A 13,678-nucleotide genomic window follows, 5' to 3' on the forward strand; every position below is an offset into this window, starting at 1 on the left:
AAAGACCTGATTTCATATCAGGTCTTTTTTATCGTTTAATCACGAATGCCTAATGCAATTTTAGCAAATCGGGACATGCGATCTTTTGTCCATGGCGGATTCCAAACAACATTTACTTCAATTTCATTTAATTCAGGAACATTTGTTGCTAATACCTTTTTGACATCAGATACGATTTGTCCAGCCATTGGACAACCAATAGAAGTCATTGTCATTGTAATAACAGTATTATGTTGTTCGTCAGTTGTAACATCATATACTAACCCAAGATTTATAATATCGACGCCAAGCTCAGGATCAATAACAGCTTCTAAATTGGCATATACTTTATCTTCCAAAGTTTGAGACATATAAGCACCTCTAATAATAATTGATATTTGTTCTCATTATAATGGATTTGCAATAAAGATGCAGTGATCTAGCTCATAGTATTTTTCATATAGAAAAAAACATTCTGTGTTATGAGGAATGCCTTTCTATATATTTTTGGCGATAAGTGTATAAAGTCCAGGGATACGATCTTCAATTCCGTTCGGAGCATGAGGGGGGAAGACCCATTTTTGTTTTGGACCGCATTCTTCTGTGAGCTCCTCGATGCGGAGTCCCGATTGCGCAATTTTTGTTACAATTTCGCCTAATGTCCATCTGCGAATCATGTTTTTGGGTAAAGAGTTACGCTCTGCTTCTGATAAGAGCATACTGTAGGCTACATCTACTTCGATTACATCTTCATGAAAATAATTGCCACTTGCAACTACTTCGTTATTTTCTATTTGCACTAGTTTTGTGTACAGTGGATGATAGTCGCGTAAAATAAATGTTCCACCTTGTTTTAGTAATTGAGAAATGATTGTAAATAAAGGCTTTAAATCTATGAAATAGTGGAGCACACCAAGCTCGAGTAATACTACATCAAATGAGCCGATTGTTTTTTTGATATGGAGCACATCAGACACAATGTATTCAATATGTGTTTTGGTAGCTGCGGCAAGCTCTCTCGCATATTTTGCGTTGCTCTCTGAAATATCGACGACCGTTACCTCTGCTCCTAGCAATGACAGAGCAACCGCCTTACTCCCTTTTGATCCCATTAGATTTATAATTCGTTTTCCTCGTACATCATCTATGTAAGGCAAATAATAAGCGACTTCAGCAGCGGGATTTTCTCGTATTTGTTTTCCGTAAGAATACGGCGTTCCGTGGCGATTTGTCCAAGCTTCATAAGCTGATTTGTTCCATCCTGTTTTATTCATTGCACTTAATTGTTGTTGATTCAATCCTATCGCTCCTTTCTGTGAAGGTATATAGTTTCCTTATAAAGGTGAAAAATCCTGCTTTTTATTTACAAAAAGTTTGATTTTTCTGTACAATTTTCATACAATGTATATTACATATGAAAAGCGTTGAAGAGGAAAAGTAGAATGACCCCATTCTTTCCAGAGAGCTTCGGGAGCTGAAAAGAAGCAAGAATGATCATTTGAACAATGGCCTCTGAGCTTCGTCCTGAACTTATCACTTGATAATAGTAGGCGGCGACGAGCGTTGACTCTCGTTATCAAAGTCACAGTATACGAGCAATGATTGCTCCGTACTTGTAGAGGTCAATTGTGTGAGCAATTGACGAAATAAGGTGGTACCACGACTGTATATACAGCCTCGTCCTTATCTTTTTAGAAGATAAGGACGGGGCTTTTTTATTTTTAAAGGAGGAATGTAGGATGAATATTTTTATTGGAGGCGCTTGGCCATATGCAAATGGATCGCTGCATCTTGGTCATATTGCTGGTTTACTGCCAGGAGATATTTTAGCTCGTTATTATCGGTTAAAAGGGGACAATGTGTTATATGTATCGGGAAGTGATTGTAACGGTACACCGATTACAATTCGCGCTAAGCAGGAGAAGGTAAGTGTCAAAACAATTGCGGATCGCTATCATGAAGAATTTAAACGATGTTTTCAAGCGCTTGGTTTTTCATATGATTATTATGCTCGTACTGACTCTGTTTCTCACCATCAAGTCGTTCAGAGCATTTTCTTAGAGCTTTTAGAAAAGGGATTGATTTATAAAAAGACAGTAGAGCAAACATACTGTGAGACTTGTGTACAATTTTTGCCAGATCGTTATGTCGAAGGGATTTGTCCGCATTGCGGTGCAGGTGCGCGTGGTGATCAGTGCGATGCATGTTCTGCTATTTTAGATCCGATAGATTTGCTAGAGAAAACATGTAAACTGTGCGGCACTGCGCCGATAATTAAGGAGACAGAGCATTTTTATTTTGCATTAACGTCATTACAACAGAAGCTAGAAGAATATGTAGAAGCAGTAAAGAAAAGCGGTACGTGGCGTGAGAACGCTCTGCAATTAACACTGCGCTACCTACAAGAAGGTTTACAAGACCGTGCTGTTTCAAGAGATTTACCAATTGGTGTGAGAGTTCCTGTTTCTGGATACGAGGATAAGAAGGTGTATGTGTGGATCGAGGCTGTGTCTGGTTATTATTCAGCAAGTAAACAATGGGCACAAGAAACAAACAGTGATGATTCACCATTTTGGCAAGAGGATACACGAACGTATTATGTGCACGGCAAAGATAATATTCCGTTTCATACAATTATTTGGCCAGCTATTTTGCAGGGAATACAAGTGAAAGCATTACCTGCATATATTGTTTCGAATGAATATTTAACAGTTGAAAAAAGAAAGTTATCGACGAGTAAAAACTGGGCTGTTTGGGTTCCGGAAATTTTGAAGGAATATCATCCGGATTCGATCCGTTATTTTTTAACTATAAACGCACCTGAAAATCGAGATACGGATTTTTCATGGCGGGAATTCATTTATAGTCATAATAGTGAATTGTTAGGAGCGTATGGAAACTTTGTAAATAGAACGTTGAAGTTTCTTGAAAAATATTATGAGAATACTGTACCGACTGGTCAAGTGAATGAGGAAATGGAAGAAAAGCTAAAGGGATTATACGTTGAAGTAGAAGAGTCTATTGAAAAAGCGCATTTTAAACAAGCGCTAGAGACGATTTTTGAACATATTCGCTACGCGAATAAATATTTCGATGAAAGGCAGCCGTGGAAGCAAATAAAAGAGGATAAGATAGCGTGCGATGATACAATGAGAAACTGTATTCACCTTATCGTGAATTTTGCCCGAGTATTAAAACCGTTTCTTCCGTTTTCGTCTGCACAAGTGCAACAAATGTTAGGAGTTTCCCAGAACGGATGGAATTATACGGTGGAAAGCCCAGTTCGTATTTTGAATGTGTCACCGTTATTTGAACGCATTGATGTGAAGAAAATTGAGGAAGAAGTGAAAAAGTTGAACGAATCTTTTCGTGATAGATGAGAAGTGGAACTCGCTTTGGTTCAACGTTTGTGCAATAAACGAATGAAGATAAGTATTGTTTAGTAATTTGCAGAATGTTTTCTCCTTACAAAAATGTAAGCTTATTGTAAGTTATTACAATAGCAGTTTTCTAGAAGTTTTTATACAATAAAAATACAAACTAAGTACGTTATAGAAGATTGCGTATCAGCAGGAAAAGGAGAGGTCGACATGGAATGGATTCACGAATTATTTCAACAGTACGGCTACTATGTTGTACTTGTTGGACTACTGTTAGAATATATTGCACTTCCGTTTCCGGGAGAGCCAACATTAGCTTATGCGGGATATTTAGCGCATACAGGTGAGTTACACTTACCATTATTAATCTTCTTCTCCTTCTTAGGGACAAGTGTTGGGATGACAATTCAATATTTTCTAGGGAACAAGCTTGGTATGCCATTTATTCAAAAGTATGGCAAATATGTTTTTCTAACGCAGCGCAAAATTGATTTAACGCGAAAGTGGTTCGATAAGTATGGGTATTCCTTAATATTTATTGCGTTTTTTATTCCTGGTGTGCGTCATTTTACAGGATATTTTGCAGGAATTATTAATTTACCATTTCGCCGCTTTGCGGTAACAGTCTATAGCGGGGCTTTGTTTTGGGTAACGTTCTTCTTAGTAGGCGGTTATTGGTTAGGTGGCAACATAGATGCAATTTTTGGATTGCTTGAAGATCATATCGGAAAGATTATTATTGGTATTGTGGTGATTGTGGCGGTATGTGTAGCTGTCCGATTCCGTAAAGAAATTAAGCGTGTGTTTGCACACACAGTAAATTAAAATGATCCATTTCATGTTGAGAAAGGCAGTGCTTCTGTTGAGAGAAGCGCTGCCTTTTTGTATAGGTAAGCTAGTGTGTTGTTCATTATCGGTAAGAACAGAAATGTATGTAGTTATAATATAAAACCAAAGGTAGGAGAGACCCAAAAAACAGAGATAACAGAGAACCAAAAAGCGGTAGTACATATTTGTATAAAGCTCATTGTAATTGCTACTACATTCTTTTTTAATACACTTATAACAAAAAGTAAGCTGTAAATGATGATAACAATACTCCAAAATGCATTGATAGAAATTGTAATAGGCAGTGACTCTTCAGGTATTCCAAGAATGAGGAACAAAATAGGTGTCAAAACCATAAGAAAGGGAATACAAGCTAGCAGGGTAAAGGGTATACTTCTATCACGAATACCTTGAATTACTAATAGAAGTGCAAATAATATAATCGACAAAAGTAATAATGCCATAATACATACTCCTCTTCATAATAAAAGTGTAATTTTACACTTTTATTGTAAGTTATATTATAGAATATGTAAATACGTTAAAAAATGATGATATGAAAAATAATACAAGCACATTTTTGTTATGAATTGTTTGTTAAAAGGAAAAGGCCAAGTTTATAGAGTGATATACAAGCTTCTGTTGTTGATAAGATTATGCATAACTTGTTGGCATATAGAATGGTGAAACTTGTATTTATAGCGATTCAGTTAAAAAAACAATAGAAAAAGGCCACCCTTCCTCAAAGCTAACTGAGTTAGGATGGCCTTTTTCCTCTTATTTCTATAATTAGCGGTAAACAGCCTTGCTATTAAGAATTACTTTCCGCCTGAACATGACTGTCATCTTGTAGCAACTGAAAGATATCTGCCATGAAAAATGCGATAAACCAAGTCCAAAGACCATGGAAGAAGGCTGTGCTAATCTGCAGCGGTAAGTCATAATTCGTTGTTGAAAATGATATACAAGCGCCGACGATACCGATCATTGTTAAAAGCGTCGTTTTTCTAGCATTTTCTGCCTGGTTGAAAAAGAAGAAAATAAACGAGCCTAAAACGGAAGCGCTTACAACGGAATCAATACCATTAATATATAAATTTTTACCAATATGAGTATTTGTCCAAAAACATAAGAGACCGCCTGCTATGGCAAATAATGTTGCGATAATAAGTTTTATTTTTTGGTTCATATGTTCTACTCCTTTATCATCATAATTTGAATAGGAGAACCTAAATCTTATTTATTGTTTACTCATAGTATAACATGTTTTAGATTCGAATTAAAATAATTATCAGATATTTTGAATTTTGGTATACGTTATCCAGCAAAGCGCTTTACTTTTTTATAAAGTGAAAATAAAAGCGCAAGGACATCATCCTTGCGCTTTGTTATATACGTTTAAATCGTCCGACTACTTCTACTGTTTCTGTAATATTAATAAAAGCATAGCTATCAACGTGCCTTATCAGACGTTTAATTTCTCCTAGTTCATAGCGCGTAACAACTGTGTAAATCATTTTTTTATTATGATTTGTATATCCACCGACAGCATCAACCATTGTTACACCGCGAATCCCGTTTTGGAGCAATGTATTTTTAACGATATCTCCTTTTTCTGTAACGGTCATCACTGTTAATTTAATGTGCTTTGTATGAATGGAATCGATTACTTTACTTGCTACAAATCGGCTGATGAGTGTGTAAAGTGTAATATCCCAACCGAAAATAAAGCCAGCGATTACAAGTAGAATGAGGTTAAAGACAAATATAATAGATCCAATCGAAATATCTCTATGTTTTGCCACAATTAACCCAATAATATCGAATCCGCCTGTCGAAGAAGCAAAGCGGAAAATGATTCCTGTTGCAGCCCCGCACAGTACACCGCCAAAGACAGAAGATAATAAAATATCATCTGAGATTTGATGAACGGGAATGATGTTCATAGCAAGCGTCGATACAGTAACAAAGTATGCTGTTAAAAAAGTCGTTTTCTTTCCTAAATAAAAATAGCTAAGAAAGAGAAGTGGAATGTTTAATAAAAAGATGAGTGCACCAATGTTGTAGTGCATTAAATAACCGATAATCATCCCAACGCCAGTAAAGCCGCCACTAATCATATGATGTGGAATAAAAAACATATTCATTGAAACCGCATAGAAAATTGAAGCAACTAAAATAACAATAAGTTGAATTACAAATTCTAAATGCCATGTTTTTGCAGCTGGGAATGATAAAAAGGCGGTATCGGGAACGAAATCGGCGTCTCCTAGTTGGCCCATGTCTATTTTCATCTCCATATTCGTTTTTGATTACAAGAAGAGGATAATGCTTTTTTCAACAACTGACAATAGTTTTATTATTATGCAAAAATTTTATAAAATTTTTACAACTTAAACGCATGTATAAAAACATAAATATGTAAAATATAAGGAATTTACATGTTGAAACAGTATGATATAATCCTGTCATAAGGATGTGAAGAGATGGAATTTCTATTGCAAGATGCAATGTTATATATATCTGTTGTAACAACGGCACTTTGTTTATTAGAAGTTTTGTTTCTCACTAATGTTTCGCGTTTTGTACGCCAGCAAACATATAGAGGGAGACAGAAAGCTTTCGCATTTGTTGAAACGTGCGAGAAGCATATAGGGAATATCTCGTTTTTCTCTATCTTTTATAAACACGGAATGGCCCGCTCAGTCCGCAGGCAAGAAGCAAGTGGAGAGAGTGATGATGTAGGTCCGTATATACCAATGTTTCGCTAACGAATTATGAAACATTGGAGGAATATATATGTTCAAATCATACCGAGCTTGGCTCGTAAGTTTATCATTATTACTTGTTGTTGTTTTATCAGGGTGTGGTAATGCAAATGCGAATGCAAATGCAGCACCAATTGATGCGAATAGTCCTGGATTTTGGAATCACTATATTGTATATCCAATTTCTGTTATGTTGCAGTTTGTGGCACACCATTTGCCGAATCATAGCTTTGGGATTGCCATTATCATCATTACGATTGTAGTTCGTACGATATTATTGCCGCTGACGATTACGCAATATCGCAGTCAATTAAAAACAAAGAAAATGCAGCCAGAGCTTCAGAAGTTGAAGGAAAAGTATGGCGATACGACGAAAAATCCGGAGAAACAAAAGCAATATCAGCAAGAAATGATGATTTTAATGAGAACAAACGGTGTGAACCCGGTGATGGGTTGTTTACCATTGTTACTTCAAATGCCGGTCTTCTCAGCATTGTACTATGCCATTAGTCATACGGAAGAGATTCGTTCAGCTTCTTTCTTATGGGTGAATTTAGGACATGCAGATCCATATCATATTTTACCTGCCCTTGCTGCTATGGCAACATTTCTACAGATGAAAATATTGCAGTCCAACATGACAGGAGATCAAAGTCAAGCATTGAAAGTTCAGCAGTTTATGATGCCGGCAATGATTTTATTTATGGGATTTGCGGCACCGTCAGGACTTGTTTTGTACTGGATTACAAGTAACCTATTTACTGTTATTCAAACTGTGCTATTAAAGAAAGTGATGGATCGTGAAGATGGACAACTACAAGAGGCATAAGAGAAGCTTGTTGTTATGATATAAGGAAGGAGTTAACCTAAAGTACTGTTCTAGCAGGATTTAGGTTAACTCTTTTTCTATATAAATACAAAGTGAAAAACGATAAAAAACGCTCCTTTTTTAGATGGGCGAGAGCACCCGGCCGTGCATAGAAGCGATCAGTACCTTTTTCTGCCACGTGCAAGGGTTAAAACAAAGGTAGGAAACGAGTGCGGGTCATATTTTTTTCTGTATAGCACCGATTTATATGTTGAAAAAAGCAAAATGGATTTATGTATAAGGTAAGTAGAAAAGATATAAATACAAATTGAATCCACGATAAAAACTCCTCCTTTTTTAGATGGGCAAGGGCGCCTGACCGTGCATAGAAGCGATCAGTACCTTTTTCTACTATGTGCAAGGTTTAAAATAAAGGGAGGAAGCGATTCGGTGAGTTTAAATAACTGTTATATTATACTAAAATAATTTTGTTCTGTACTATAAAACACACTTGCTTTTTTTCAAAAATTCAATATAATGAACATTAATAACAAAATTCGACATTATAAAAGTATTGATAAGGACATGATCTGTTTTTTACGATTTTCAGAGAGGGAAGCCTTAGGCTGTGAGTTTCCTAATACGAAAAAATAGTTTACCACCTTTGAACTGCAGCAGTGAACGAATATCTAGTAATTGTTTGCCGGCAAGCGCCGTTATCTGAAACTTGAGAAATTGGTGCTTTGTGTTTTTATGCCAATTGGAACAAGGGTGGAACCGCGAATATAACACTCGTCCCTTTTATAGGGATGAGTGTTTTTTATTTAAATTAAACTAGGATTAGAGGGAGGACACACAGTTATGCATCACGATGACAAAAACAAAATTGGCCTAACAGTCGCATTATCAATCGTTGTTGGAACAATTATCGGATCTGGCGTATTTATGAAGCCAGGTAAGGTATTGGATTATGCAGGAAGTTCTAACATGGCAATCTTTGCTTGGGTAGTAGGGGGTATTTTAACCTTAGCAAGTGGCTTAACGGTTGCAGAAATCGGAGCGCAAATTCCGAAAAATGGTGGTTTGTATACGTATCTAGAAGAGATTTATGGTAAGTTTTGGGGTTATTTATCTGGCTGGATGCAAACACTTGTATATGGACCAGCAATTATTGGGACATTGGGATTGTATTTTAGCTCATTGCTTTTAAACTTTTTTCATATTGATAAAGTATGGAATTTACCAATTGCGATTGGAACAGTTGTGTTTCTTGGTGTTGTAAATAGTGTGGGAACAAAATATGGGGGCATTGTTCAAACTGTAACAACAATTGGGAAAATGATTCCAATTGTGCTTATTGTTGTGATGGGATTTTGGAAAGGGAATAGCGATGTATTTAACGTTGTTGTACCAGAGTCTGCAAATCAAAGTATAGGGATGGCAATTTTAGCAACATTATTTGCATATGATGGCTGGATTCTACTCGCATCTATCGGCGGTGAGATGAAAAATCCAACGAAGCTATTACCAAAAGCATTGACAGTTGGGATTCTTATTGTAACAGCAGCATATGTGTTAATTAATATGGCATTGTTAAAAATTTTACCAGCGACGCAGATTGTTGCTCTCAGTGAGAATGCAACAGCGACAGCAGCTGATATGTTATTAGGTCAATATGGTGGGAAATTGATTAGTATAGGTGTTATTGTTTCGATATTCGGATGTTTAAATGGAAAAATTTTAACATTCCCACGTATCCCAGTATCAATGGCAGAGCGTGGCCAACTTCCGTTTTCAAAATTTATTTCAAAAATTAATGATAAGTTTCAAACACCAGTAAACGCAATCTTTGTTGAAATTCTACTTGGTATTATTTTAATGCTGATTAGCGATCCGAATGAACTGTCTGAGATTTCCGTATTTATTATTTATATTTTCTATGTTATGACATTTATCGGAGTGTTCATTTTAAGAAAGCGTAATGCAGGACAAAAGCGTGAATATAGTGTTCCTTTATATCCAATCGTACCGGTAATAGCAATTTTAGGATCATTATTTGTAATTGGAAGTGCAATTATTAGTGAGCCAAAGCGATGTTTCTTGTCAATTGGTATCGTGTTAACAGGATTACCAGTATATTGGTATTTAAATAAGAAGAAAGTTAATGAATAGAGATTTTTGAAATGTATAAACGCAAAAAACCTCTTTCTTTTTGGGAAGAACGAGAGCCCCTGGCCGTACAGAGAAGCGGTCAGGGCCTTTTTCTGCCGCGTGCGAGGCTTCAAACAAAGGGAGAAAGCGAGTGCAGGTTATGTTGTATTCTGCATAGCAGCGGCTTATATGTTGAAAAATCAAAATGAATTTAAATAGGCATCTTTTGGAGATGTCTATTTTTTGTGCAAGGATATGGGAAGAGATTGTGGAATATGTTCGTTATATATACAAATTAAAAATCGATATAAAAATCCCTTTCTTTTTAGGGAGGAGACCAGGGCATCTGGCCGTGCGTAGTAACGGTCAGGGCCTTTTCCTGCCACGCGCGAGGTTTGAAACAAAGGGAGCAAGCAAGTAGCGGGCATGTTGTATTCTTCATAGCAGTGACTTGTATGTCGAGAAATCAAAAAAAATTTATATAAAAAGAGGAGGTGCTAGTTAGGATGGTATCATCTATGATTGGTTTTCTATTTATGATACTTCCTGCTTTGTTGCTTGCCTTTGTTTTTCGCTGGATTCGGATTATGTATATAAACTCAGAAGAACAAATAAAACAGAATGAGCAAATAATCTCACTCTTATCGGATATTAAGAAGCAAAATGAAGAACGGACATGAATAGGGATACATGTCCGTTTTTTAATAGCGCAGTTTCATTAAGAGGTTTCGAATTTCCTCATCATTCATAAATAAATCATGATGTTTCTCGGTAATTTTCGCAAGGGCAACGTCATGATAGAAAAATTCCGTGAAAAATTTAACGAATGGCTGGGACATTGTTTTCATTGCTTGCCATGAGTTTTGCTCAGCGCCGGCAAATAAAATTTCGCGATCATCAATAATGATGAGTAAAAAGCGCTCAAGCGCATGGTGCTCTTCTGTTGGGATGAGGAGATGGATTTTTTCTAATGTTGTATCAAGGCTTCCTACAACAAGTGCTTCTATCTCAACGCCTTGTTTTTTCCTCTCTTCTAGAAGTGGCATATACTCTAGAAATGTATCATTCCATGCAGACATCCGAATGGATTTCTTCGCACTTTGCACAAGTTGTTTACTTTGCGCATGAATAGAAGATTGTACTTTTAAGCTCCATACACGGTCATCTGTAAATATTTTTTTCGATACGTTGTTTTGTAACTCTTCAATATTTGCTTGAAATTCTGCAGTTAATTTTTCAATAGCGAGCTGCAGTGGCAGAGCTGTATATAGCTTTTTCTTTTCCGAAACAGAATCCATCACCATGCCTTTATCAACAAGGCGTACTAATACTTCGTATATTTTTGCTTTTGGAACACCGGAATACTTTACGATGCTTGTTGCATCAAGCGGCTCTTCGCTTGAAACGAGAACTTCATATGCTTGACTTTCATATTGTGAAAAACCGAATCTCTGTAACATAATTCCTCCCGAACAAAAAATTCTTGTGTCTTAAGAATAAATAACTCTTCACCGGAATACAAGTACAGTTATTTTAATGATACTTGCTATTTTAGGAAAAATCGTTTCGTGTCGTATATTGTGTCGAAGCATCGATATATTTTTAATTAGGAAAAAAATTTTGTACAATAATAAGGAATCTATAGAAGAGGTGAACAAACATGGCAATCGTTGATGTTACCATTATTCCAGTTGGAACAAGTAATACAAGTGTAAGTGAGTATGTTGCAGAAATACAAAAAGTACTTGAGAAAAATGCAGATCGCGTGAAGTATCAATTAACACCAATGAATACAATTATTGAAGGAGAACTTTCAGTATTATTTGAAGTGATTCAGCAAATGCATGAAATTCCGTTTTCTAAAGGGGCAGGCCGCGTAGTAACAAATATTCGCGTTGATGATCGCCGTGATAAAGTTAGCTCAATGGAGAAGAAGTTACAATCTGTACAGTCGAAGTTATAAAGTGAAACTTTAATCAGTGGGGGTATTACTGCCCACAAATAGCGGGATAAAGTGCAAGGGAAGCAGCTAAATGAGGCTGCTTCTTTTTTGACGAATGATAAGACACTTGTTTATTATCAACTTTAAAGAAATACGAAGGAGGAATGAGAGGAATGAACGAAAAATTTCAAGAACAGTTTGATGGCTTGTTAGAGAAGTATACAGAGCTCTTATTAGGAGAGGACAATGAAGAATATAAGCAAAAGGTTGAAAAATGGGCATTGTATTCGTATATCGCTAAAACGATGCCAGCTCTTGTAAAGCATTGGAATGAAACGTATCCGGATGCAAAAGAAGAGATGATACAGTTAATTGCAGAAATTAAAAAGTTGAATGACGAACATAGACAAAAGAAGTAAAAAAGAAAATTATATACAAGTTGAAACGTAGACAAAAAACTTTTCTTTTTAGATGGACAAGAGCATCTGACCGTGTGTGGAAGCGGTCAGTGCCTTTTCCTGCCACATGCAGGGAGAAAGCAAGTGGAAATGTCAATGAATTATTTTTATATAATGTTTACTTGTATATCAATTTTGTATGAAAGCGAAGAAGTACTTTCGTCTTGAATATAGAGAGGATAGGGGACTCAAAACATTTGTCGAATTTACTGCTGAGAGATGTACCTGGCTATTCATCTCTTAACATTTCTTTATGTCGAAAAATTTTTTTGTGTTTTCTCCTTTTGAAATTCAAATATGCAAACATTCTCGTATTATTGTGTTAATTATCTAAATAATTATTTGTATCAAATAATTTTAAACAATGATATAATTTAGAAGAGGGGTAAAAAACAGACAAAGTACAGTCATAGGGGTGAAAGACATGGAACAATTAATGCGTAATTCTTTCCTGTTTTTATCAAAAAATAAAGCGCTAACAAAACTAGCGAAAAAGTACGGCTTACGTTTTGGAGCAGGGCGCTTTGTTGCGGGAGAAACAATTGACTTAGCGGTAGCTGCTATTAAAGATTTAAACAAACAAAACCTTTGTGTTACGATCGACTATTTGGGGGAATTTGTTGATAACGAGGCAGAGGCAAATGAGATGGCGGATGAATCAATTGAAGCAATTCGTGCAATTGGTCGTGAAAAGCTAGATTCTCAGCTTTCATTAAAAATGACTTCTATGGGTCTGGATATTTCAGAAAATTTAGTTATGAACAATATGCGCCGTATTTTAGATGCAGCGAAAGAAAACGGTGTGTTTGTAACAATTGACATGGAAGACTATTCACGTTGTGGAAAAACAATTGACATCTTCATGAAATTAAGAGAAGAATATGATAATGTTGGTACAGTAATTCAAGCGTATTTATATCGAACAGAGAAAGATATAGATGATTTGAATGCGTATCATCCAAATTTACGTCTTGTAAAAGGGGCGTATAAAGAATCTGATGAAGTGGCATTCCCAGACAAGAAAGATGTAGATGAAAATTATAAAAAAATTATTAAAACGCACTTATTAAATGGTAATTATACAGCAGTCGCTTCACATGATGATGCAATTATTGAATATACAAAAAAACTTGCTGAAGAATATAACATTTCGCGTGATCAGTTTGAATTCCAAATGTTGTACGGCATTCGTACAGAGCGTCAACTTGAGCTTGTGAAAGAAGGATATAAAATGCGTGTGTACGTACCGTATGGAAATGACTGGTATGGCTATTTCATGCGCCGCTTAGCAGAACGTCCAGCTAACGTAGCATTCGTATTAAAAGGAATGGTTAAAAAATAACCAAGGAAGTTTAAACTTCCTT

Annotated in this window: 15 protein-coding genes and 2 other annotated features; of the genes, 9 read left to right on the plus strand and 6 right to left on the minus strand. The window is 36.0% G+C overall.

Annotated features, from left to right (window positions below; translation table 11 throughout):
• Positions 1 to 35: 35 nt before the first annotated feature.
• Together WAZ07_RS08310 and WAZ07_RS08315 are read right to left on the minus strand one after the other, a co-directional pair.
• A complete protein-coding gene (locus WAZ07_RS08310) occupies positions 36 to 350 on the minus strand; it encodes a metal-sulfur cluster assembly factor (RefSeq protein ID WP_336472046.1) in 315 nt (104 codons plus the stop codon).
• 126 nt (positions 351 to 476) lie between these two features.
• Positions 477 to 1,277: a class I SAM-dependent methyltransferase gene (locus tag WAZ07_RS08315; protein ID WP_336472047.1), complete on the minus strand. Its 801-nt coding sequence runs from the start codon at positions 1,275 to 1,277 to the stop codon at positions 477 to 479.
• Positions 1,278 to 1,394: 117 nt separating this feature from the next.
• Positions 1,395 to 1,667 (plus strand) — a binding site (T-box leader).
• A 51-nt stretch (positions 1,668 to 1,718) separates the two neighbouring features.
• Between WAZ07_RS08315 and metG the strand changes: the two genes are divergently transcribed.
• Together metG and WAZ07_RS08325 are read left to right on the plus strand one after the other, a co-directional pair.
• Complete coding sequence (metG, locus tag WAZ07_RS08320; RefSeq protein WP_336472048.1) at positions 1,719 to 3,359, plus strand: methionine--tRNA ligase; 1,641 nt, start codon at positions 1,719 to 1,721, stop codon at positions 3,357 to 3,359.
• A gap of 210 nt (positions 3,360 to 3,569) precedes the next feature.
• Entirely contained in the window at positions 3,570 to 4,184 is a 615-nt protein-coding gene (locus tag WAZ07_RS08325) for a DedA family protein (RefSeq protein WP_090916055.1), read from the plus strand.
• A gap of 113 nt (positions 4,185 to 4,297) precedes the next feature.
• On the opposite strand, the gene WAZ07_RS08330 is transcribed toward WAZ07_RS08325, so the two are convergent.
• The 3 genes from WAZ07_RS08330 to WAZ07_RS08340 form a co-directional block, all read right to left on the minus strand.
• Positions 4,298 to 4,651: a hypothetical protein gene (locus WAZ07_RS08330; RefSeq protein WP_336472049.1), complete on the minus strand. Its 354-nt coding sequence runs from the start codon at positions 4,649 to 4,651 to the stop codon at positions 4,298 to 4,300.
• A 347-nt stretch (positions 4,652 to 4,998) separates the two neighbouring features.
• Entirely contained in the window at positions 4,999 to 5,376 is a 378-nt protein-coding gene (locus WAZ07_RS08335) for a DUF3938 domain-containing protein (RefSeq protein ID WP_336472050.1), read from the minus strand.
• Positions 5,377 to 5,575: 199 nt separating this feature from the next.
• The gene (locus WAZ07_RS08340) at positions 5,576 to 6,469 is read right to left on the minus strand and encodes a YitT family protein (protein WP_336472051.1); all 894 of its coding nucleotides are present in this window, start codon (positions 6,467 to 6,469) and stop codon (positions 5,576 to 5,578) included.
• A 204-nt stretch (positions 6,470 to 6,673) separates the two neighbouring features.
• On the opposite strand from WAZ07_RS08340, the gene WAZ07_RS08345 reads away from it, so the two are divergent.
• The 4 genes from WAZ07_RS08345 (at position 6,674) to WAZ07_RS08360 (ending at position 10,594) form a co-directional block, all read left to right on the plus strand.
• A complete protein-coding gene (locus WAZ07_RS08345; RefSeq protein WP_090916063.1) occupies positions 6,674 to 6,958 on the plus strand; it encodes a hypothetical protein in 285 nt (94 codons plus the stop codon).
• A 28-nt stretch (positions 6,959 to 6,986) separates the two neighbouring features.
• Positions 6,987 to 7,784, plus strand: a complete 798-nt coding sequence (yidC, locus tag WAZ07_RS08350; RefSeq protein ID WP_336472052.1) for a membrane protein insertase YidC — start codon at positions 6,987 to 6,989, stop codon at positions 7,782 to 7,784.
• A gap of 544 nt (positions 7,785 to 8,328) precedes the next feature.
• Positions 8,329 to 8,566: a binding site (T-box leader), on the plus strand.
• Between the two features lie 58 nt (positions 8,567 to 8,624).
• A complete protein-coding gene (locus WAZ07_RS08355; RefSeq protein WP_336472053.1) occupies positions 8,625 to 9,935 on the plus strand; it encodes an APC family permease in 1,311 nt (436 codons plus the stop codon).
• A 485-nt stretch (positions 9,936 to 10,420) separates the two neighbouring features.
• Positions 10,421 to 10,594, plus strand: a complete 174-nt coding sequence (locus WAZ07_RS08360) for a hypothetical protein (RefSeq protein ID WP_090916069.1) — start codon at positions 10,421 to 10,423, stop codon at positions 10,592 to 10,594.
• Positions 10,595 to 10,615: 21 nt separating this feature from the next.
• On the opposite strand, the gene WAZ07_RS08365 is transcribed toward WAZ07_RS08360, so the two are convergent.
• Positions 10,616 to 11,374, minus strand: coding sequence for a TrmB family transcriptional regulator (locus tag WAZ07_RS08365; RefSeq protein WP_336472054.1), 759 nt, complete (start codon positions 11,372 to 11,374; stop codon positions 10,616 to 10,618).
• A gap of 200 nt (positions 11,375 to 11,574) precedes the next feature.
• On the opposite strand from WAZ07_RS08365, the gene WAZ07_RS08370 reads away from it, so the two are divergent.
• The 3 genes from WAZ07_RS08370 to WAZ07_RS08380 all read left to right on the plus strand — a co-directional run bounded on the left by WAZ07_RS08370 (position 11,575) and on the right by WAZ07_RS08380 (position 13,656).
• The gene (locus WAZ07_RS08370; protein WP_336472055.1) at positions 11,575 to 11,877 is read left to right on the plus strand and encodes an MTH1187 family thiamine-binding protein; all 303 of its coding nucleotides are present in this window, start codon (positions 11,575 to 11,577) and stop codon (positions 11,875 to 11,877) included.
• Positions 11,878 to 12,029: 152 nt separating this feature from the next.
• Complete coding sequence (locus WAZ07_RS08375; protein WP_336472056.1) at positions 12,030 to 12,275, plus strand: DUF2573 family protein; 246 nt, start codon at positions 12,030 to 12,032, stop codon at positions 12,273 to 12,275.
• 463 nt (positions 12,276 to 12,738) lie between these two features.
• The gene (locus tag WAZ07_RS08380) at positions 12,739 to 13,656 is read left to right on the plus strand and encodes a proline dehydrogenase family protein (RefSeq protein ID WP_090916077.1); all 918 of its coding nucleotides are present in this window, start codon (positions 12,739 to 12,741) and stop codon (positions 13,654 to 13,656) included.
• The last annotated feature ends 22 nt before the right edge of the window (positions 13,657 to 13,678 follow it).

The organism is Bacillus bruguierae (assembly GCF_037104725.1).
In the GTDB taxonomy this organism is placed as follows: domain Bacteria; phylum Bacillota; class Bacilli; order Bacillales; family Bacillaceae_G; genus Bacillus_A; species Bacillus_A bruguierae.

Excerpts from the sequence above, each read along its gene's own strand:
- WAZ07_RS08330 (WP_336472049.1), bottom strand. The coding sequence starts at position 4,651 with ATGGCATTATTACTTTTGTCGATTATATTATTTGCACTTCTATTAGTA.
- WAZ07_RS08310 (WP_336472046.1), bottom strand. The coding sequence starts at position 350 with ATGTCTCAAACTTTGGAAGATAAAGTATATGCCAATTTAGAAGCTGTT.
- WAZ07_RS08375 (WP_336472056.1), top strand. The coding sequence starts at position 12,030 with ATGAACGAAAAATTTCAAGAACAGTTTGATGGCTTGTTAGAGAAGTAT.
- WAZ07_RS08355 (WP_336472053.1), top strand. The coding sequence starts at position 8,625 with ATGCATCACGATGACAAAAACAAAATTGGCCTAACAGTCGCATTATCA.
- WAZ07_RS08365 (WP_336472054.1), bottom strand. The coding sequence starts at position 11,374 with ATGTTACAGAGATTCGGTTTTTCACAATATGAAAGTCAAGCATATGAA.
- yidC (WP_336472052.1), top strand. The coding sequence starts at position 6,987 with ATGTTCAAATCATACCGAGCTTGGCTCGTAAGTTTATCATTATTACTT.
- WAZ07_RS08380 (WP_090916077.1), top strand. The coding sequence starts at position 12,739 with ATGGAACAATTAATGCGTAATTCTTTCCTGTTTTTATCAAAAAATAAA.
- WAZ07_RS08325 (WP_090916055.1), top strand. The coding sequence starts at position 3,570 with ATGGAATGGATTCACGAATTATTTCAACAGTACGGCTACTATGTTGTA.
- WAZ07_RS08340 (WP_336472051.1), bottom strand. The coding sequence starts at position 6,469 with ATGGGCCAACTAGGAGACGCCGATTTCGTTCCCGATACCGCCTTTTTA.
- WAZ07_RS08335 (WP_336472050.1), bottom strand. The coding sequence starts at position 5,376 with ATGAACCAAAAAATAAAACTTATTATCGCAACATTATTTGCCATAGCA.
- WAZ07_RS08360 (WP_090916069.1), top strand. The coding sequence starts at position 10,421 with ATGGTATCATCTATGATTGGTTTTCTATTTATGATACTTCCTGCTTTG.
- WAZ07_RS08345 (WP_090916063.1), top strand. The coding sequence starts at position 6,674 with ATGGAATTTCTATTGCAAGATGCAATGTTATATATATCTGTTGTAACA.
- WAZ07_RS08370 (WP_336472055.1), top strand. The coding sequence starts at position 11,575 with ATGGCAATCGTTGATGTTACCATTATTCCAGTTGGAACAAGTAATACA.
- metG (WP_336472048.1), top strand. The coding sequence starts at position 1,719 with ATGAATATTTTTATTGGAGGCGCTTGGCCATATGCAAATGGATCGCTG.